This is a genomic window from Chryseobacterium sp. AC405b, assembly GCF_979258685.1.
The window spans coordinates 728,709-747,570 of the sequence record NZ_OZ409877.1 but is presented as its reverse complement, the minus strand read 5'-3'; the positions used below and the strand labels follow the sequence as shown (position 1 = coordinate 747,570).

Below are 18,862 nucleotides of genomic sequence, written 5' to 3'. Positions count from 1 at the left end.
TTCTTTAAAATTGAAAAGTTTGAAACCCAAAAAACAAACCATTGATTTTTTGCTTAGTTTCTCGAAAAGTCTAGATGTGGTAAAGATTAAAAAAAATCATTATCATCTTTCAAAAAATTAATCATTAATTTTGTGCTGTATGAAAATTCAGCACATTTTTTTTGACTTAGACAATACGCTTTGGGATCACCGAAGAAACGCATATCTCACCATTAAAACTCTTTTCGAAAAAGAAGAAATCACTTTAAAATACAATATTGATTTTGGAGAATTTCATTCTGTTTATCATGTGATTAACGAGAGACTTTGGGAACAGATAAGAGACGGCGAAATCGACAAAGAATATCTGAGAAAACATCGGTTTTATGATACTTTCAAACATTTTGGAATTGATGATTTGGATTTATCAATGTATTTTGAAGAACATTTTTTAGATAAAATTCTGAGTTTTAATCATCTGGTGGAAAGTGCAGATTATATTTTGGGGTATTTAAGATCTAAAAATTATACGATGCATATTATTTCAAACGGTTTCCAGGAAGTGACAGAAAGAAAATGTATTTTATCCAGAATTGATCATTATTTCAATACAATTACCAGCGCAGATTCTATAGGCGTGAGAAAACCCAATCCTGCTATTTTTGAATATTCTTTAGGTCTTTCTAAAGCTACAAAAGAAGAAAGTATTCTTATTGGTGACGACTGGATTGCAGATGTGGTAGGCGCACAAAATTTTGGAATGGATGTTATTTTCTTTGATGTTTTAAATGATAATCCGCAACAGGAAGATCTAAAAGTCATTAAACATCTTTTACAGATAAAGGATTATTTATAAAAAGTTTCGGCGGCACCTTTGGTGCCGCCGAAACTATACTTTTCAAAAATAAATAAATAAATTATATTCCTAAACTTTCTCTCACTCTTTGAATTGTTTGGGTAGCAATTACTCTCGTTTTTCCTGCGCCTTCCTGAAGCTTAACTTCCAACTCATCAAGATTATTCATATAATATGAAAATAATTCTCTTTCTTTTTCAAATCTCGTGAGAATTAAATCTAAAAGTTCTTTTTTAGCATGACCATAACCAAAGTTACCGGCTACATATTTTGCTCTCAATTCTTCCGTTTGTTCAGGAGTGGCAATCAGTTCATAGATTGCAAAAGTTTTATCTGTTGAAGGGTCTTTAGGTTCTTCCAAAGATTTAGAATCACTTTCAATACTCATTACCTGCTTTTTTAATTCTTTTTCAGGTAAAAAGATATTGATGATATTGCCTCTCGATTTAGACATTTTATGACCGTCAACTCCCGGAACGTATTTAGTGTCTTCCTGTAATTCAGCTTGTGGTAAAACCAAAACTTCACCCATCTGATTATTGAATCTTGAAGCTACATCACGGGCAATTTCCAAATGTTGAAGTTGATCTTTTCCTACAGGAACAATTTCTGCATCGTACAGTAAAATATCTGCAGCCATTAAAATTGGGTATGTAAATAATCCGGCATTCACATCTTGTAAACGATCTGCTTTATCTTTAAAAGAATGCGCCAAAGTGAGTCTCTGATAAGGAAAAAAACAGGATAAATGCCAAGATAGTTCACAGGTTTCTGGGATGTCACTCTGTCTGTAAAAAAATGTTTTTTCAGTATCCAGTCCGCAGGCAAGCCAAGCTGCAGCAATTTCGTATGTATTGTTTTTTAATTCTTTTGCATCTTTAATCTGTGTAAGCGAATGTAGATTCGCAATGAATAAAAATGATTCGTTTCCTGCTTGTTTTGATAGTTCAATTGCAGGAATAATAGCACCTAATAAATTTCCAAGATGCGGGGTTCCGGTGGCTTGTATGCCGGTAAGAATTCTTGACATTGTTTAAAATTGTTTATAAAAATTATTGAATTGCAAATTTAAGTAAATCTCCCGCAGATTTCACAGGTTTGCACTGATGATTGCTGAAAGTTTTTATCAATAGGAGCGGACTTTAGTCCGTTTTAATAATATGAAATCAAATGGCCTTAGCCAAAACTTAAAATTTTATCATGTAGATTACATTGGTTCAGCAGATTCAATTTTAAGAAATAAATTAGTGAAAATGAATTTTTAAAGTGAAAATCTGTGAAATCCGTGGGAACTAAGGGATCAAAATCTTTTCCCCACCATATTTCGGTTCGACACCAAAAATAAAATCCCAAAAAACTTTTGCTCTCGCCAGTTTTTCTCTTGCGTTGGTTTTCAAACCTGCATATTTATTAACGTCTTCTGCGTTATATCCATAAGCTTCAATCCCATTTTTCCTTGCAAGATACACCGCACGTTCGTTATGAAAACGTTGAGAAATAATGATATAAGAATTCTGACCGAAAATTTCTTTTGCACGAACTACAGAATCCAATGTTCTAAAACCGGCAAAATCCTCAAAAATTCTTTCTGTGGGAACTCCGGCTTTGATGAGCTCGTTTTTCATTTCTTCTGGCTCGTTATAATCTTTTTGAGAATTGTCGCCACTTACGATGATATTCTGAACTTTTCCGGATTTATATAAATCTGCTGCCGCTATTATTCTATTAAAAAAATAAGCATTCGGATTTCCATTTGATAGTGTTTTGCTGGTTCCTAAAAGAAGCCCGGTTTTCTCAGTTGGAAGCTTAGACACGTCTGATGTGACAAAATCTTCCGACTCAGCATCAATTTTAAAGTTTGCCCAGAAAATAAAAAGGGCTGATATTCCGAAGAATATCAGTCCGATAATAAATATTTTTTTTAAAATTTTCATTGTTTAAAATTCTAATCCATTTGGAAAAGCTTTTTTTCTAAAGATCAGTAAAAATGCAGCTCCTAAAGTTATTGCAGAATCGGCAACATTAAAAATGTATTTGAAGAATTCAATATGTTTCCCTCCAATTAATGGCCAACTTTCCGGAACGTACCAATCTACCAAAGGAAAATGAAACATATCTACTACGCAACCTTTCATAAAATGAGAATAACCATCACCGAAAGATGTTATTTTAGAAATTCCGCCATAATCAATCCATCTGCCAATGCTTTCATCATAGACGGTTCCGCTGTCGAAAATTAACCCGTAAAACATTCCGTCGATAATATTGCCTATGGCTCCCGCAAAAATAATAGACATCGGAATGATAAGATAATTTGACGCTCCCTGAGCCAACCATTTTTTAAATAGATAAATCATTCCTCCAATTAAAAAAAGTCTGAGAATTACGAGCAAATATTTTCCGATTAACCCTCCAAAATGAAGCCCATAAGCCATCCCTGGATTTTCTACAAAAGTCAGTTTGAAAAAAGGAAATACGGAGACACTTTCGCCTAAACTGAAGTGTGTCTTTACATAAATTTTAGAAGCCTGATCTATTAGTAAAATAAGAAAAGTGATAAGTGCAATCTTCTTCATTACAAATTAGGCTTTGGTTTATCTTTAAAATTTTTAACTGTCTTTTCCTTCTTCACGGCAGGAGTTCGGGGCTCAAAAGTCTGAGTTTTCGCTCCTCTTGTATGAAATTTTTCGTATCGGATTCCCATATCTTTCATCACGCTTTTCAGCGCGTTCAGCTCCATTTGGTTCTTTGGGTGTACAATTAATGCTTCCATCTTCTGTTTAATTTAAATTTTATTTTTTAGAAAGTTCATCTAATCTTTTTCTGTCTTTTGCAGACAGATCGTTGATTCCGTTTTTTCCCATTTTACTGAGAAGCCTGTCGATTTCCTTTTCTCTGTCTCGCTTTTCTGAATTGAATTGTTGATCAATGGTCATATTTTTAGGCTTGTCCGGATAGAATCTGTTCCTGATTCGATCTTTATTAAAATACCACAAAGCTGCCAAAAGGATAATACCTAAAATCAAATATTCGTTCATAGATATAATTAAAAATTAGGTTTATATAATGCTGTGAAACATCATATAAACCCAATTAATTATTTACAAAAATAAGATAAAAAAATTTATCTCTGCATATTTTTAGCTTCAATGCTCAAAGTAGCGTGCGGGACTGCCATCAGCCTTTCCTTAGGAATCAGTTTTCCGGTTACTCTGCAGACGCCGTATGTTTTATTTTCAATTCTGATGAGAGCATTTTTTAAGTCTCTCACAAACTTTTCCTGCCTTCCTGCCAAAATAGAGTTCTGCTCTTTGCTCAGCGTTTCTGCACCTTCTTCAAAAGCTTTGAAAGTAGGCGATGTATCATCAGTTCCGTTATTTTGATCGTTGATAAAGCTTTCTCTGATCAATTGCAGATCTTTCTCAGCTTTTTCTATTTTATCTTTGATTAACTTTTTAAATTCTTGTAAATCAGAGTCATTATATCTTACCCTCTCGTCTTGCATGGTCTTTTTCTTTTTTAATAAATTTATAAAATGGATTTTGAAAAAACAATAACTATATATTAAATTTTTTCAACATTTACTTTAAAACTTAGCTCATCAATGTCAATCTCGTTAAAACTTGAAAGTGAAGGTACAATTTCTATTTTATTCGACAAGACTTCAGATGAAATATATTCTTCATTTTGCTTAATTTGTTCCAAAAACGGCATGTTTTCTTCTAAAATGATGCTTATTCTGTCTGTTAAATCAAAATCTTTCTCTTTTCTGAGATTTTGAATCCTGTTGATAAACTCTCTTGCAATACCTTCAGACTTCAATTCATCTGTCATCTTCAAATCTAATGCCACAGTTGTTTTTCCGTCTGACGTTACCGTCCAGCCCGGAATATCTTTTGTGGAAATTTCTACATCAGCAACTGTAATTTCATAACCCTGAATATCAATTTTTCCATCTTTTTCTAAAGCTGAAATTTGCTCAACAGTAAGGTTAGTGATTTCATTACCCACAACTTTCATGTCTTTTCCAAGCCTTGAACCTAAAGTTTTAAAGTTGGGTTTGATCTGTTTTACAATTAAGTGGGATGCTTCTTCGGAATTGATTAATTGCAATTCTTTCACATTCACTTCCTGTTTAATCAATTCTGCAACTGCTAAAATCTGCTCTTCTGTTTTCTTATCCAAAACTGGAATCAAAACCTTCTGCAACGGTTGACGTACTTTTACATTTTCCTTTTTTCTCAATGAGAAAACCATACTTGTAATACTTTGTGCCAAATGCGTTTTTTCAACCAAATCCTGATCAATTAAACTTTCGTCTGCAATCGGGAAGTCTGTCAGATGTATAGATTCAGCATTTTCTTTTCCTGTCACTTTGTTCAAATCCTGATACAGCTGATCCATAAAGAAAGGAGCGATGGGAGCAGATAATTTTGCAACGGTTTCCAGACAGGTATATAAAGTCTGGTAAGCGGAGATTTTGTCCTCAGAATAATCGCCCTTCCAGAAACGTCTTCTGCACAATCTTACATACCAATTGCTTAAATTATCATTCACAAAATTGCTGATCGATCTTGCGACTCTGGTCGGTTCGTAATCTTCGTAGAATGCTTTTACTTCTTTGATCAGGAGATTTAATTCAGATAAAATCCAACGGTCGATTTCAGGACGATTTTCGATTTCTTTTTCCGAATAGTTAAATCCGTCAACGTTTGCATATAATGCAAAGAAAGAATACGTATTATAAAGCGTTCCGAAGAATTTTCTTCTCACTTCATCAATTCCTTCGATGTCAAATTTGAGATTTTCCCAAGGATTTGCATTCGAAATCATGTACCAACGTGTTGCGTCAGGACCGTAAATGGCAAGTGTTTCAAACGGATCAACCGCATTTCCTAAACGTTTTGACATTTTCTGACCGTTTTTATCCAAAACAAGTCCGTTACTCATTACATTTTTATAAGCAACAGAATCAAAAACCGCAGTTCCGATGGCGTGAAGTGTGTAGAACCAACCACGAGTCTGGTCAACACCTTCTGCGATGAAATCTGCCGGGAAAGCTTTTTGAGTATCAATTAATTCTTTATTTTCAAAAGGATAATGCAACTGTGCGTAAGGCATTGCTCCGGAATCAAACCAAACGTCGATCAGATCGCTCTCACGGTTCATTGCTTTTCCTGATTCTGAAACCAGAACCACTTTATCAACGATATTTTTGTGTAAATCAACCAAAGAATAGTTTTCCTCAGACATATTTCCGATTTCAAAACCTTTGAACGGGTTTTCTTTCATCAATCCTGCTTTGATAGATTTTTCAATCTCATGGTATAATTCTTCTACAGAACCGATGATGATTTCTTCTTTTAAATCTTCTGTTCTCCAGATCGGTAACGGAATTCCCCAGTATCTTGAGCGGGAAAGGTTCCAGTCGTTTACATTTTCCAGCCAATTGGCAAAACGACCTTCTCCCGTAGCTTTTGGCTTCCAGTTGATTTCTTTATTTAAATCTACCAAACGGTCTTTTACCGCGGTCATTTTTACAAACCATGAATCTAAGGGGTAATATAAAAGCGGCTCATCAGTTCTCCAGCTGTGTGGGTAGCTGTGAACATATTTTTCAACTTTAAAAGCTTTATTTTCTTCTTTTAAACGAATAGCAATTTCTACATCCACAGACTTTTCTGGAGCTGTTCCTGCATCATAATATTCGTTTTTCACATATTTACCTGCGAAATCTCCCATCTGCGAAGTAAACTTTCCTTGTAAATCTACCAATCGAACCCGGGTTTCCGAATTCATTTAGAACCAACATTGGCGGAACTTCAGGGGTTGCTTCTTTGGCAACTTTTGCATCATCAGCACCGAACGTTGGAGCTGTGTGAACGATTCCTGTACCATCTTCTGTGGTCACAAAATCTCCTGAAATTACTCTGAAAGCATTTTCCGGGTTTTGGTAAGGTAACGTGTAGGGTAATAACTGCTCGTATTTAATTCCGACCAAATCAGAACCTTTGAATTCCCCAAGAATTTTGAATGGAATAGTTTTGCTTGCTGAAGTATAATTTGTAAAATCTTCGTCTGTTCCTTCAATGAATTTTTTCCCGAATTGTTTTCCAACCAAAGCTTTAGCCAAAACAATATTGACAGGCTCAAAAGTATACTGGTTAAAAGTTTTTACTAAAACATAATCTATTTTTGGACCGACTGTTAAAGCCGTGTTAGATGGTAAAGTCCAAGGAGTGGTTGTCCATGCTAAGAAATGTACATCTCCAAAACCTTGTAAAAACTCAGGTAATGTTTCCGAAAGTGTTTTGAATTGTGCTACAATCGTTGTGTCGGTCACGTCACGATAAGCTCCGGGCTGGTTCACTTCGTGTGAAGAAAGTCCGGTACCTGCTTTTGGAGAGTAAGGTTGAATCGTATAACCTTTATACAATAAATCTTTATTGTATAATTGCTTCAACAACCACCAAACGGTCTCCATGTATTTTGATTTGTACGTGATGTACGGATCTTCAAGATCTACCCAGTATCCGATTTTTTCGGTGAGGTGATTCCAGACATCGGTGTAGCGCATTACGGCTTCACGACAAGCTTTGTTGTAATCTTCTATCGAAATTTTTTTGCCAAATATCTTCTTTAGTGATTCCGAGTTCTTTCTCTACACCCAGTTCTACAGGAAGTCCGTGTGTGTCCCAACCCGCTTTACGGAGAACCTGTTTTCCGTTTTGCGTTTGGTAACGACAGAAAATATCCTTCAACGCTCTTGCCATAACGTGGTGAATTCCGGGCATTCCGTTTGCTGAAGGCGAACCTTCGTAAAACACAAACTCAGGATTTCCCTGACGTGTTTCCACACTTTTTGCGAAAGTGTCATTTGCTTTCCAGAACTCCGAAATATTCTCGGCTACGTCTATAAGGTTAAGGTTTTTATATTCTTTAAATTGGCTCATTGTAATTTCTCAATTTCTTTGATTAATCAAGTTGGCAAATTTAGTGATTTTTGTCGGTTTATAATATATGTTTTATTTGGTCATACAGGTCAAAAATTTCAATGAAATAAATTTCTATGTCCAAATTGTTTTATAGTAATAATCATTTGACCTTTTTAATTTTAATTAAATAAATTTGTCTTCTAAATTTAAACCAGTGGAACTCTTCCCAATCATCGAAAAAGCAGCTATTCAGGACATCAAAAAGTTTCAGGAAGAAAAACTTCAGAAGCTTTTACAATATCTTGAAACGCATTCTCCTTTCTATCAGAAGCTATTTGAGGAAAATAATATTCAGATTTCTGAGATTCAGACTTTGGAAGATTTACGTAGAATTCCCACAACGACAAAGAATGATATTCAGCAGAATAATGATGATTTTTTCTGCATTCCAAAGAATCAGATTGTTGATTACAGCACGACTTCCGGAACTTTAGGTGATCCTGTAACTTTCGGTCTGTCTGAAGAAGATTTGGAAAGAGTTGCCTACAATGAAGCAATATCTCTGTCATGTGCAGGAATTCAGAAAGGTGATGTTGTGCAGATGATTACAACGATTGATAAGAGATTTATGGCCGGTCTTGCTTATTTTTTAGGTTTAAGAAAAATGGGTGCGAGTGTTGTAAGAATGGGTCCCGGAATTCCCGAATTGCAGTGGGATTCGATTTTCAGATATAAACCTAAATATTTGATTACAGTTCCTTCTTTTTTACTGAAAATGATCGACTATGCCGAAAAACATGGTGTAGATTATAAAAATTCAAGTGTTTACGGAGCCGTTTGTATTGGTGAAAGTATCAAAAATCAGGATTTTACGGATAATATTCTTTCGCAGAAAATTAAAGAGAAATGGAATATACAACTATTTTCAACGTATGCTTCCACGGAGATGAGTACAGCTTTTACCGAATGTGAATTTCAAAACGGAGGTCATCATCATCCGGAATTAATTATTACAGAAATTCTTGATGACGAAGGAAATCCTGTACAAGATGGAGAAAGCGGTGAACTGACGATTACAACTTTAGGCGTTGAAGCGCTTCCTTTGTTAAGATTTAAAACGGGAGACTTGGTTAAAGCACATTACGAACCTTGCCAATGCGGAAGAAATACAATGAGATTGGGCCCGGTTGTAGGAAGAAAACAACAGATGATTAAATATAAAGGCACAACATTGTATCCTCCTGCGATGAATGATATTCTGAATGATTTTGATGGAATATTATGTTATCAAATTGTTATTCAATCAAATGAAATTGGTTTAGATGAAATTATCATTAAACTGAGTACAGAAAGAGAGATTGAAAGTTTTGAAGGTGAGGTACGTGATCATTTCAGGGCAAAATTAAGGGTAAGTCCGAAAATTGAAATAGTCGATTTTAACGTTTTATCTAAAGAAGTTCTCAATCCTAATAGCAGAAAGCCGATTAATTTTTTAGACTTAAGATAAATAAAAAGGTCTGAAAATTCTCAGACCCTTTTTTTATGCTTGTTGCTTTTCTGCTTTAATGAAATTGGCTAGGTTTACAATGGCGGTATCGTGTATTCTCACAAAAGTGTTTTTTTTGTCCCAAACGTAACCTGCGAGAACTGCGCAGATTTTTCTTTTGACATCCGGGTTTTCCGGCTGATGAAAAAATAATTCCTGGAGATTTCCGGTATACCATTCTTTCACATATGTTGTAAAAACGTTGACTCCGTAGAGGATATAATCTGAATATTCTTTTTGCCAATCAATCATTTCACCATTCAGCTGTCGGATCGCTAATTTTGCAGCCAACATTCCGGATTCTGTTGCGAAAGCCATTCCCGAAGAAAAAACGGGGTCTAGAAACTCAGAAGCATTTCCTGTTAAAGCAAATCCGTCTCCGAATAGTTTTTTTACTGAACACGAATAATCTTTTAAATGTCTTGGTTCAAAAAGAAATTCCACATCCCCGAAACGTTTCACATAATAATCAGAAAGAGAGATTGCTTTTCTCAAAGCTTCAGTTGTATTGCCGTTTTCAGATAATTGATCAATATATTCGGTTGGTCCGTACAATTCCCACACTTGTATTTCCATTGGAGAAAGGGATTACCCACAACCAAACTTCCGTTTCAATAATATCAAAAGAAATCAAAGTTCCTTCTTCGCCTTCCTCTCTGTTACTGTCTTCAACATGAGCGAAAATTGCAGAATGAGGAGACAATTTCGATGGTTTTTCTAAATCTAAAAGTCTTGGTAAAACTCTTCCGTAACCGCTTGAGTCGATCACAAATTTCGCATGAATTTCCTTTGTTTTTCCGTCTTTGCTTTTAACGGTAGTAATAGAATCGGAACCATTGAATTCAATACCGATGACTTCAGTTTCAAATTCGAGGTCAATTCCTTGATGAATGACTTCTTGAGCTAAAGTATTGTCAAAATCGGCTCTCGGAACTTGCCAAGTCCAATCCCAGCCTTCTCCGAACTTATTGCTGAAATCAAAAATGCAGACATCATTTCCACGCATGAAACGTGCTCCCAGTTTCTTTTCGAAGCCCATTTTATCTAAAGCGGGAAACAGTCCGGCTTCATAAAAATGATCCATCACTCTCGGAATGAGGCTTTCGCCGACAACCAATCTTGGAAATTGAGTCTTTTCAACCACTTTCACGTTGATGTTATTCTTCTTTAGATAAGCAGAAGATACGCATCCGGAAGGTCCAGCTCCAATTACTAAAACATCAACAATTTCTTTGTTCATTTGTTTAATAAAACTTTTATCTTTGCGCAAAATTAGTGACAATTAATTATATTTTACAAAATTATATCTTATTACTTTTAATTGATGAAAATAAATAACTTTTTAGAACTGAAAGATTTTCAGCGAATTATTATTGAAAACGAAAGCATCGAATTAGACCAGTCACTTCTCCAGAGAGTGAATGAAAGTTTTTCGTTCCTTAAAGAATTTTCAAAAAATAAAGTAATTTATGGTGTGAATACCGGTTTCGGACCGATGGCTCAGTTCAAAATCAGTGATGAAGATACGCATCAGTTACAATATAATTTAATCAGAAGTCATTCTTCGGGTATAGGAAACCCGCTTCCGGCAGATGAGGTAAAAGCCTGCATGCTGGCAAGATTAAACACTTTGTCATTAGGGAACTCTGGAGTACATGAGTCTGTTGTTAATTTGCTTAAAGAATTAATAAACAGAGATATTACACCGTTGATTTTCGAGCACGGCGGAGTAGGAGCAAGTGGTGATTTAGTTCAGTTAGCCCACCTTGCTTTAGTTTTAATTGGTGAAGGCGAAGTTTTTTATCAAGGTGAAAGAATATCCACGAAAGAAGTTTTTGCAGCGGAAGGTTTAGAACCAATTCAGGTTGAAATCCGGGAAGGTTTAGCTTTGATGAACGGAACCTCTGTTATGTCTGGAATTGGCATTGTTAATGCTTACAAAGCCAATCAGTTAACTGAAATTTCATTAAAATTATCATGTGCCATTAATGAGATCGTTCAGGCATATGATGATCATTTTTCTGAAGTGCTGAACGGAACAAAACTTCATGCAGGACAGCAGAAAATTGCAGAGAAAATGCGTAGTCATTTATCTGACAGTAAATTAATCAGAAAAAGAGAAGACCACTTATACACTCACTTTGAGGAACAGGAAAAGGTTTTCACAGAAAAAGTTCAGGAATATTATTCGATAAGATGTGTTCCTCAGATTTTAGGACCCGTTCTGGATACTTTGGAATATACTGAGAAAGTTCTTGAAAATGAGATCAATTCAGCAAACGACAACCCAATTATTAATGTTGCTGATCAGCACGTTTATCACGGTGGAAATTTTCACGGTGATTATGTTTCTTTGGAAATGGATAAACTGAAGATTGTAGTAACAAAACTGACAATGTTGGCAGAAAGACAGTTGAATTATCTTTTAAATTCGAAAATAAACGAAATTTTGCCTCCTTTTGTAAATTTAGGTAAATTAGGCTTTAATTTTGGGATGCAGGGTGTTCAGTTTACTGCTACTTCTACTACTGCAGAAAGCCAAATGTTGTCTAATCCGATGTATGTTCACAGTATTCCTAATAATAATGATAATCAGGATATTGTAAGCATGGGAACAAATGCTGCTGTGATTTGCAGAAAAGTAATTGAAAATGCCTTTGAAGTGTTGTCAATTGAAGCAATAACTGTTGTTCAGGCAATAGAATATTTAGGTTATCAGGATAAAGTTTCATCCAGCACGAAAGAATTATACGATGATATAAGACAACTGATTCCGGTATTTTCTGACGATATGATTATGTATCCGTATTTGGAGAAAGTCAAAAAATATTTAAAAACTACATAACCATTTTTAAATTAAATAAAGATAAAACACATGAAATGTGCAATTATAACAGGCGGTTCCCGAGGAATTGGAAGAGCCATCTGTATAAAACTGGCAGAAGATAAGAATTATCATATTTTAATCAACTACACTTCCAATGAAGCTGCAGCAAAAGAAACTTTAGCGAAAGTTGAAGAATTAGGATCTACAGGTGAAATTCTTAAATTCGATGTAGGAAATGCTGAAGAAACTTTAAAAGTTTTAAATGAATGGCAGGAAAATAATCCAAAATCAATTGTTGAGGTCATCGTCAATAACGCAGGGATTACAAGAGACGGATTATTCATGTGGATGCCAAGTGAAGACTGGAACTCTGTGATTAACACGAGTTTAAATGGTTTTTATAATGTCACCAATTTCTTCATTCAGAAATTATTGAGAAACAAATACGGAAGAATCATCAATATGGTTTCAGTTTCCGGAGTGAAAGGAACGGCGGGACAAACCAATTATTCTGCGGCGAAAGGTGCATTAGTAGGAGCTACAAAAGCTTTGGCTCAAGAAGTTGCGAAAAGAAATATCACGGTAAATGCAGTTGCTCCGGGGTTTATCAAAACTGATATGACACAGGATTTTAATGAAGATGAGCTGAAGTCAATGATTCCTGTAAATAGATTTGGTGAAGCCGAAGAAGTTGCAGATTTGGTTGCTTTTTTAGCGTCAAAAAAATCTTCTTACATTACCGGCGAAGTAATAAATATTAACGGAGGAATTTATTCATAAGCTTACTAAGTTTAATTTTAAACTTTTAACCTTGAATTTATAGAATGGAAAATAGGGTAGTCATTACCGGAATGGGAATTTATTCTTGCATCGGAACTTCTTTGGAAGAAGTGAAAGAATCCCTTTATCAAGGTAAATCCGGGATTGTTTTAGTCGATGAAAGAAAAGAATTTGGTTTCAGGTCGGGTCTTAGCGGATTCGTTCCCAAACCGGATCTTAAAAATCTTCTCAACAGACGCCAACGTATAAGTATGGGCGAAGAAAGCGAATATGCTTATCTCGCAACACTTGATGCTCTAAAACAGGCAGTGATTGACCAGGACTTTTTAGACGATAATGAAGTCGGAATTTTATACGGAAATGACAGCGTTTCTAAAGCAGTAGTTGAATCCATAGACATTGCAAGAGAAAAAAAAGATACCACTTTAATGGGTTCCGGGGCGATTTTCAAATCGATGAACTCCACCGTTACGATGAATCTTTCTACCATTTTTAAATTAAGAGGAATTAATTTAACCATAAGTGCGGCTTGTGCGAGTGGTTCTCATTCTTTGGGGCTGGCTTATATGATGATAAAAAATGGATTTCAGGAGATCATTCTTTGTGGTGGTGCTCAGGAAACCAATAAATATGCAATGGCGAGTTTTGACGGATTAGGCGTTTTTTCTGTAAGAGAAGATGAGCCTGCAAAAGCTTCCCGACCCTTTGATTCAGACAGAGACGGCTTGATTCCCAGTGGAGGAGCAGCTTCTTTAATTGTTGAAAGCTTAGAATCTGCACAGAAAAGAGGCGCAAATATCATTGCAGAAATTGTAGGTTACGGTTTTTCTTCAAACGGCGGACATATTTCTACACCGAATATTGACGGTCCGGCTTTAGCAATGAACAGAGCTTTAAAACAATCCGGTTTAGAAGTGAAAGATATTGATTATATCAATGCTCATGCAACTTCCACACCTTTAGGAGATACGAATGAGGCAAAAGCAATTCATGAGATTTTCGGAACCAGAGTTCCTGTCAGTTCTACAAAATCCATGACCGGACACGAATGTTGGATGGCAGGTGCAAGTGAGGTTATTTATTCTATTTTGATGATGCAAAATGATTTCATCGCTCCCAATATCAATTTAGAAAATCCCGATGAAGATGCTCAAAAGATAAATCTGATCGCTGAAACTAAAAATCAAAAAATTGACGTATTTTTGTCCAATTCTTTCGGATTCGGAGGAACAAATTCTGCATTAATCGTTAAAAAATTTGAGTAAAAAGATGGAAAGAGAAAAAATTGTTGCCATTGCTAATGATTTTTTGATCAATGAATTTGAAGTGGATGGTGATGAGATCAGCAATGACGCCCATTTCAAGAAGACTTTGGGTTTAGACAGTTTAGATTATATCGATTTGGTGGTGATCATCGAATCCAATTTCGGGGTGAAATTAGGAGAAGCAGATTTTAAAAACATCATCACCTTTGATGATTTCTATTCTGCAATCGAAGATAAAATCACTGAGAAAAACGCATAGTTATTGATTAAATATTTACTCCTTAATAATATAAGATGTATCAAAGTGAGCAGTTTACCAATGTTTATTGTACATTGTTAAATTAAAATTATGAACAAGTGGAAAGGCAAGTCTAAAGGTACAATCCTAGGGTATAAAATCTTCGTTTGGTGCATTAGAAATTTGGGAATCCGAAGTTCTTATTTTGTCCTTTATTTTGTGGCGACTTACTATTCACTTTTCGAAAAAAAAAGCAATCAGTACATTTCCTATTATTTTCAAAAAAGATTACACTATGATTATTGGAAGTCCAAAATTTCGATATTCAAAAGTTACTTCACATTCGGAACAGTCTTAATAGACAAAACTGCTATTTCCGCAGGATTAAGAGAAAAATACACCTACGAATTTGACGGAATCGAAAACCTAAGAAATCTTTTAGCTGAAAAAAAAGGAGGCGTTCTCATCAGCGCACATATCGGAAACTTTGAAATTGCCGAGCATTTTTTTGCAGATATAGATTTCGATTGCCAAATCAATTTAGTCACAACAGATCAGGAAGTTACCGTAATTAAAGAATATTTGGAAAGTGTTACTGTAAAACAGAGCAACATCAGATTCATCTACGTAAAAGACGATATGTCGCATATTTTCGACATTAATGAAGCTTTATCTAAAAACGAACTGATTTGTTTCACGGGCGATCGTTATTTCGAAGGCTCAAAATTTCTCGAGGCAGATTTGCTAGGAAAAACTGCGAAATTTCCTGCCGGTTCCGTTTCTTATTGCTTCAAGATTGGGTGTTCCTGTCGTGTATGTTTATGTGATGAAAGAAAAAAACCTGCATTATCATTTGTACGCAAGAGTCGCTCAACAGGTCAAAAAACGCGATGCACAGGGACTTTTAAGTTCATACACTCAAAATCTTGAATCGATGATCAAAAGATATCCGTTACAATGGTTCAATTACTTCGATTTTTGGGATGACATTGATTAGTTTTCAATAATTTTATGACAGCTTATTCCGTCTTTAGCCTCCAATCTTTTTTGCTAAGCTTTTCCAGCTAAAAAGGTTTCCGATCAAGTCGGGCTGAATGCATTCATCTTTCTAAAAACTGAGAATCAGTGAGATGCTGGTAGAAAATATATAAAATAAAGTGGAGAGGTGCGAAGCACCGAAATGTCGGTCTAATAAAAAAAGTGATGTGATTTTCACTTTAAAAACAAAACAATTGTAATTGAAAAAGGAATACGACATATTGGTTATCGGTAGCGGATTGGGAGGACTTGTCTCGGCTTTGATTTTAGCGAAAGAAGGCTTTGAAGTTTGTGTTCTTGAAAAAAACAATCAGTATGGCGGAAACTTGCAGACATTTTCCAGAGATAAACTTATTTTCGATACCGGCGTTCATTACCTTGGCGGACTGTCAAAAGGGCAAAATCTCCATCAGTTTTTTTCTTATTTAGGAATTATCAATGATCTTGAACTTCAGAAAATGGATGAAAACAGTTATGACAAAATCACTTTTGATCATGATGAAATCGAATATCCTCATGCTCAAGGCTATGATAATTTTGTAAAAAAACTTTCAGAATATTTTCCTGATGAAAAAGAAAATCTGGAAAATTATTGTGAAGAAATTCAACGTGTTTGTAACTGTTTCCCGAGATATAATGTGGTCGGAAAAAACAATTACAGCGAAGAAATTTTGCATCTTAATACCAAAAGATTCATAGAATCAATTACTTCAAACGAAAAACTTCAGGCAGTTTTATTAGGTTCAAATTTTCTTTACGGAGGAGATTCTGAAAATACACCATTTTATGTTCATGCTTTGACGGTCAATTCTTACATTCAAAGTGCTTATAAATGTGTAAAAGGCGGAAGCCAGATTTCTAAACTGCTCCTCAAAAAGTTACGGGAATATGGTGCGGATGTTCATAAACATTCTGAAGTTTCAGAATTTGTTTTTGGTGAAAACAATACATTAACTTCTGTTAAAACAAAAGCAGGGAAAGAATATTTTGCCAGACAGTTTATTTCAAATATAGAAATCCGTTCCGTAATTAAATTGATTGGTGAAAAAAGATTAAAGAAATCATTTCTCAACAGAATTCAAAGCTGGAAACCGATTTCTTCGTGCTTCAGTGTATATTTGGTTTTAAAACCGAATGTCATTTCAAATTTTAATCATAATATCTATCACTTTTCCTCTAAAGATTTAGTTTGGAATTCCTATCGTTATCAAAAAGAAAACTGGCCGGAAACATATATGCTTTCATCCACACCTTCAAAACAACATCCTCTATTTGCTGAAAGCCTGACCGCAATTTCTTATATGGATTTTGAAGAGGTCAAAGAATGGGAAAATACGTTCAACACAATAGCAAATCAAAAGGAAAGAGATGAGTTGTATGAAAAATTTAAACTTGAAAAAGCTGAAAAAATGATTCAGGCTTTGGAAAAGAAAATTCCAAATCTGAGAGAATTTATAAAGAATACATATACGTCATCACCTCTGTCTTACCGCGATTATATTGGTAGTTTTGAAGGAAATATGTACGGATACATTAAAAGTTCTGAAAACCCTCTAAAAACAATGGTTTCACCACGCATGAAAATTGAAAACCTTTTCCTTACCGGACAGTCCGTCAACCTGCACGGCATTTTAGGCTGTACAATTGGTGCATTCAATACCTGCGCTGAAATTATAGGTAAAGAAGTAATTGATGAACGTTTAACTGAATTTTTAAATCAAACAGATGAAAATTAGAGGTTACGTTTATTTGCTTTTTATTTTAAATCTCACTTCCTGTGGGATTTCTAAATCTGTAAAACATATTCCTGATGTAAAACAATATGCTTTGGAAGTTCCTGAAGTCAATAAAATCAACGACTCTACTTTCAGCTTTAATCATAATTATTTAACCAAAAATCATCATCAGATCTGGGAACTGTATATTAAGGGGAATCCCTTGCAGTTAGGTTATAACAATGGAGCACTCACTCAAAATTTGATGCAGAAACAGGAAGAAATTTTCTTCTCAAAAGTGGAAAGTTTTGTTCCTTCAAAATTTAAACAAAATCTTTTGCGTGGTTTTCTGAAATGGTACAACCGGAAAATGTATCTGAATGTGAGAGAAGACTTCCAGGCTGAATTGTACGGATTATCTCAATATTCGTCAGATAGGTATAATTTTATTGCTCCCAAATTCCAGCGGAATATGTATCTGCACGGTGCTCACGATATTGGTCATGCAATGCAGGATTTGATGGTGGTTGGCTGTACTTCTCTCGCCGTATGGAATGAGAATAGTGAAGACGGTAATTTGCTGATAGGGAGAAATTTTGATTTTTCTGTCGGAGAAGAATTTGCTAAAAATAAATTAATTGAGTTTGTAGAACCCGAAAACGGAATTCCTTATATGTCTGTAAGCTGGCCGGGAATGATTGGCGTAGTTTCCGGAATGAATAAAGAAGGAATTACAGTTACGATCAATGCAGGAAAATCTAAAATTCCGTTGACGGCGAAGACGCCTATTTCTTTGGTTACAAGAGAGATTTTGCAATTTGCTGAAAATATTGATGAAGCGGTAGCGATTGCTAAAAAACGGAAGGTTTTTGTATCTGAATCTATACTTGTAGGTAGCGCAAAAGATAAAAAAGCAGTGATTATTGAAGTTTCACCTAAGAATTTCGGTGTATATGATGTGCTTAATTCAAACAAAATTTTTTGTACCAATCATTTTCAGTCTGATGCTTACAAAAACGATAAAAGAAATCAAAAACATATTACAGAAAGCCATTCTGAATACCGCTACGAAAAGCTTGAAGAATTGTTGCAGGAAAATCCTACAATGAATCCTGAGAAAATGGTTGCTGTTTTAAGAGACAAATCAGGATTGAAAGATAAGAACATTGGTTTTGGAAATGAGAAAGCGATCAATCAGCTTTTAGCACATCACGCTGTAGTTTTTTCGCCTGAGAAAAGATTGGTTTGGGTATCATCAGATCCTTATCAGCTGGGCGAATTTGTCTGTTACGATTTAAATAAAATTTTCTCTGAAAACAGATTTCAAAATAACGAACTGGCTACTTCAAAACTCAATATTGCAAAAGATGATTTTGTAGATTCTCAAGAGTTTAAAAATTATGAAGAATTCAAAAAACTTGGTTCTCAATTTGAAGATGAGAACACATTACTTTCAGAAGAATTTATCAATCATTATCAGTCTTTGAATCCTGACTTTTGGCTGGTTTATTATCAATCGGGAAAATATTATTTCCGTCAAAAAAATTATAAGAAAGCAAAAATTGAATTTGAAAACGCTTTAAATAAGGAAATCACCACGATTCCGGATAAAGAAAATATTGAGAAGTATCTAAGGAAAACTTTAAAAAAATTAAAGTGATTTAGTAAAAACTGCGTTATTTG

The 18,862-nt window shown here is 34.9% G+C and carries 14 protein-coding genes and 3 pseudogenes; 9 read left to right on the top strand and 8 right to left on the bottom strand.

Going from position 1 to position 18,862, the window contains the following annotated elements; all coding sequences use genetic code 11:
• Positions 1-139 precede the first annotated feature (139 nt).
• The gene (locus tag ACZZZA_RS03575) at positions 140-835 is read left to right on the top strand and encodes a YjjG family noncanonical pyrimidine nucleotidase (RefSeq protein WP_463429835.1); all 696 of its coding nucleotides are present in this window, start codon (positions 140-142) and stop codon (positions 833-835) included.
• Positions 836-896: 61 nt separating this feature from the next.
• On the opposite strand, the gene trpS is transcribed toward ACZZZA_RS03575, so the two are convergent.
• From trpS to ileS, 7 genes and pseudogenes are all read right to left on the bottom strand, one after another.
• Complete coding sequence (trpS, locus tag ACZZZA_RS03570; protein WP_463429834.1) at positions 897-1,865, bottom strand: tryptophan--tRNA ligase; 969 nt, start codon at positions 1,863-1,865, stop codon at positions 897-899.
• A gap of 262 nt (positions 1,866-2,127) precedes the next feature.
• Complete coding sequence (locus ACZZZA_RS03565) at positions 2,128-2,769, bottom strand: SanA/YdcF family protein (protein WP_463429833.1); 642 nt, start codon at positions 2,767-2,769, stop codon at positions 2,128-2,130.
• 3 nt (positions 2,770-2,772) lie between these two features.
• Complete coding sequence (locus ACZZZA_RS03560) at positions 2,773-3,411, bottom strand: lipoprotein signal peptidase (protein ID WP_463429832.1); 639 nt, start codon at positions 3,409-3,411, stop codon at positions 2,773-2,775.
• Positions 3,411-3,608, bottom strand: a complete 198-nt coding sequence (locus ACZZZA_RS03555; RefSeq protein ID WP_463429831.1) for a DUF2683 family protein — start codon at positions 3,606-3,608, stop codon at positions 3,411-3,413. The genes ACZZZA_RS03560 and ACZZZA_RS03555 overlap by 1 nt, the downstream gene beginning before the upstream one ends.
• 19 nt (positions 3,609-3,627) lie before the next feature.
• On the bottom strand, positions 3,628-3,873 hold the full coding sequence (locus ACZZZA_RS03550; protein ID WP_463429830.1) for a DUF6576 domain-containing protein: 246 nt from the start codon (positions 3,871-3,873) through the stop codon (positions 3,628-3,630).
• An 86-nt stretch (positions 3,874-3,959) separates the two neighbouring features.
• Positions 3,960-4,340 (bottom strand): TraR/DksA family transcriptional regulator, encoded by a 381-nt coding sequence (locus ACZZZA_RS03545; RefSeq protein WP_463429829.1) that lies wholly within the window; start codon positions 4,338-4,340, stop codon positions 3,960-3,962.
• 59 nt (positions 4,341-4,399) lie between these two features.
• A pseudogene (gene ileS, locus ACZZZA_RS03540) lies at positions 4,400-7,788 on the bottom strand (isoleucine--tRNA ligase).
• A gap of 196 nt (positions 7,789-7,984) precedes the next feature.
• Here ileS and flxY point away from each other — a divergent pair.
• Positions 7,985-9,277 (top strand): flexirubin biosynthesis putative acyl-CoA ligase FlxY, encoded by a 1,293-nt coding sequence (flxY, locus tag ACZZZA_RS03535; protein WP_463429828.1) that lies wholly within the window; start codon positions 7,985-7,987, stop codon positions 9,275-9,277.
• A 33-nt stretch (positions 9,278-9,310) separates the two neighbouring features.
• Here the strand turns inward: flxY and ACZZZA_RS03530 are convergent.
• Positions 9,311-10,556, bottom strand: a pseudogene (locus tag ACZZZA_RS03530) (NAD(P)/FAD-dependent oxidoreductase).
• A gap of 84 nt (positions 10,557-10,640) precedes the next feature.
• Between ACZZZA_RS03530 and flxA the strand changes: the two are divergent.
• From flxA to ACZZZA_RS03495, 7 genes and pseudogenes are all read left to right on the top strand, one after another.
• Positions 10,641-12,161: a flexirubin biosynthesis tyrosine ammonia-lyase FlxA gene (gene flxA / locus ACZZZA_RS03525; RefSeq protein WP_463429827.1), complete on the top strand. Its 1,521-nt coding sequence runs from the start codon at positions 10,641-10,643 to the stop codon at positions 12,159-12,161.
• A 30-nt stretch (positions 12,162-12,191) separates the two neighbouring features.
• Positions 12,192-12,923, top strand: coding sequence for a flexirubin biosynthesis SDR family reductase FlxB (gene flxB / locus ACZZZA_RS03520; protein ID WP_463429826.1), 732 nt, complete (start codon positions 12,192-12,194; stop codon positions 12,921-12,923).
• 44 nt (positions 12,924-12,967) lie between these two features.
• Complete coding sequence (locus ACZZZA_RS03515) at positions 12,968-14,188, top strand: beta-ketoacyl-[acyl-carrier-protein] synthase family protein (RefSeq protein ID WP_463429825.1); 1,221 nt, start codon at positions 12,968-12,970, stop codon at positions 14,186-14,188.
• A 4-nt stretch (positions 14,189-14,192) separates the two neighbouring features.
• The gene (locus ACZZZA_RS03510; protein ID WP_463429824.1) at positions 14,193-14,447 is read left to right on the top strand and encodes an acyl carrier protein; all 255 of its coding nucleotides are present in this window, start codon (positions 14,193-14,195) and stop codon (positions 14,445-14,447) included.
• A gap of 90 nt (positions 14,448-14,537) precedes the next feature.
• Positions 14,538-15,423, top strand: a pseudogene (locus tag ACZZZA_RS03505) (LpxL/LpxP family acyltransferase).
• Positions 15,424-15,664: 241 nt separating this feature from the next.
• On the top strand, positions 15,665-17,200 hold the full coding sequence (locus ACZZZA_RS03500) for a phytoene desaturase family protein (RefSeq protein ID WP_463429823.1): 1,536 nt from the start codon (positions 15,665-15,667) through the stop codon (positions 17,198-17,200).
• Positions 17,190-18,839, top strand: coding sequence for a C45 family autoproteolytic acyltransferase/hydolase (locus tag ACZZZA_RS03495; RefSeq protein WP_463429822.1), 1,650 nt, complete (start codon positions 17,190-17,192; stop codon positions 18,837-18,839). Before ACZZZA_RS03500 ends, ACZZZA_RS03495 begins: the two co-directional genes overlap by 11 nt.
• Positions 18,840-18,862: the final 23 nt, after the last annotated feature.

Coding starts and splice junctions, on each gene's coding strand:
- ACZZZA_RS03575 (WP_463429835.1), top strand. CDS start 140: ATGAAAATTCAGCACATTTTTTTTGACTTAGACAATACGCTTTGGGAT.
- trpS (WP_463429834.1), bottom strand. CDS start 1,865: ATGTCAAGAATTCTTACCGGCATACAAGCCACCGGAACCCCGCATCTT.
- ACZZZA_RS03565 (WP_463429833.1), bottom strand. CDS start 2,769: ATGAAAATTTTAAAAAAAATATTTATTATCGGACTGATATTCTTCGGA.
- ACZZZA_RS03560 (WP_463429832.1), bottom strand. CDS start 3,411: ATGAAGAAGATTGCACTTATCACTTTTCTTATTTTACTAATAGATCAG.
- ACZZZA_RS03555 (WP_463429831.1), bottom strand. CDS start 3,608: ATGGAAGCATTAATTGTACACCCAAAGAACCAAATGGAGCTGAACGCG.
- ACZZZA_RS03550 (WP_463429830.1), bottom strand. CDS start 3,873: ATGAACGAATATTTGATTTTAGGTATTATCCTTTTGGCAGCTTTGTGG.
- ACZZZA_RS03545 (WP_463429829.1), bottom strand. CDS start 4,340: ATGCAAGACGAGAGGGTAAGATATAATGACTCTGATTTACAAGAATTT.
- flxA (WP_463429827.1), top strand. CDS start 10,641: ATGAAAATAAATAACTTTTTAGAACTGAAAGATTTTCAGCGAATTATT.
- flxB (WP_463429826.1), top strand. CDS start 12,192: ATGAAATGTGCAATTATAACAGGCGGTTCCCGAGGAATTGGAAGAGCC.
- ACZZZA_RS03515 (WP_463429825.1), top strand. CDS start 12,968: ATGGAAAATAGGGTAGTCATTACCGGAATGGGAATTTATTCTTGCATC.
- ACZZZA_RS03510 (WP_463429824.1), top strand. CDS start 14,193: ATGGAAAGAGAAAAAATTGTTGCCATTGCTAATGATTTTTTGATCAAT.
- ACZZZA_RS03495 (WP_463429822.1), top strand. CDS start 17,190: ATGAAAATTAGAGGTTACGTTTATTTGCTTTTTATTTTAAATCTCACT.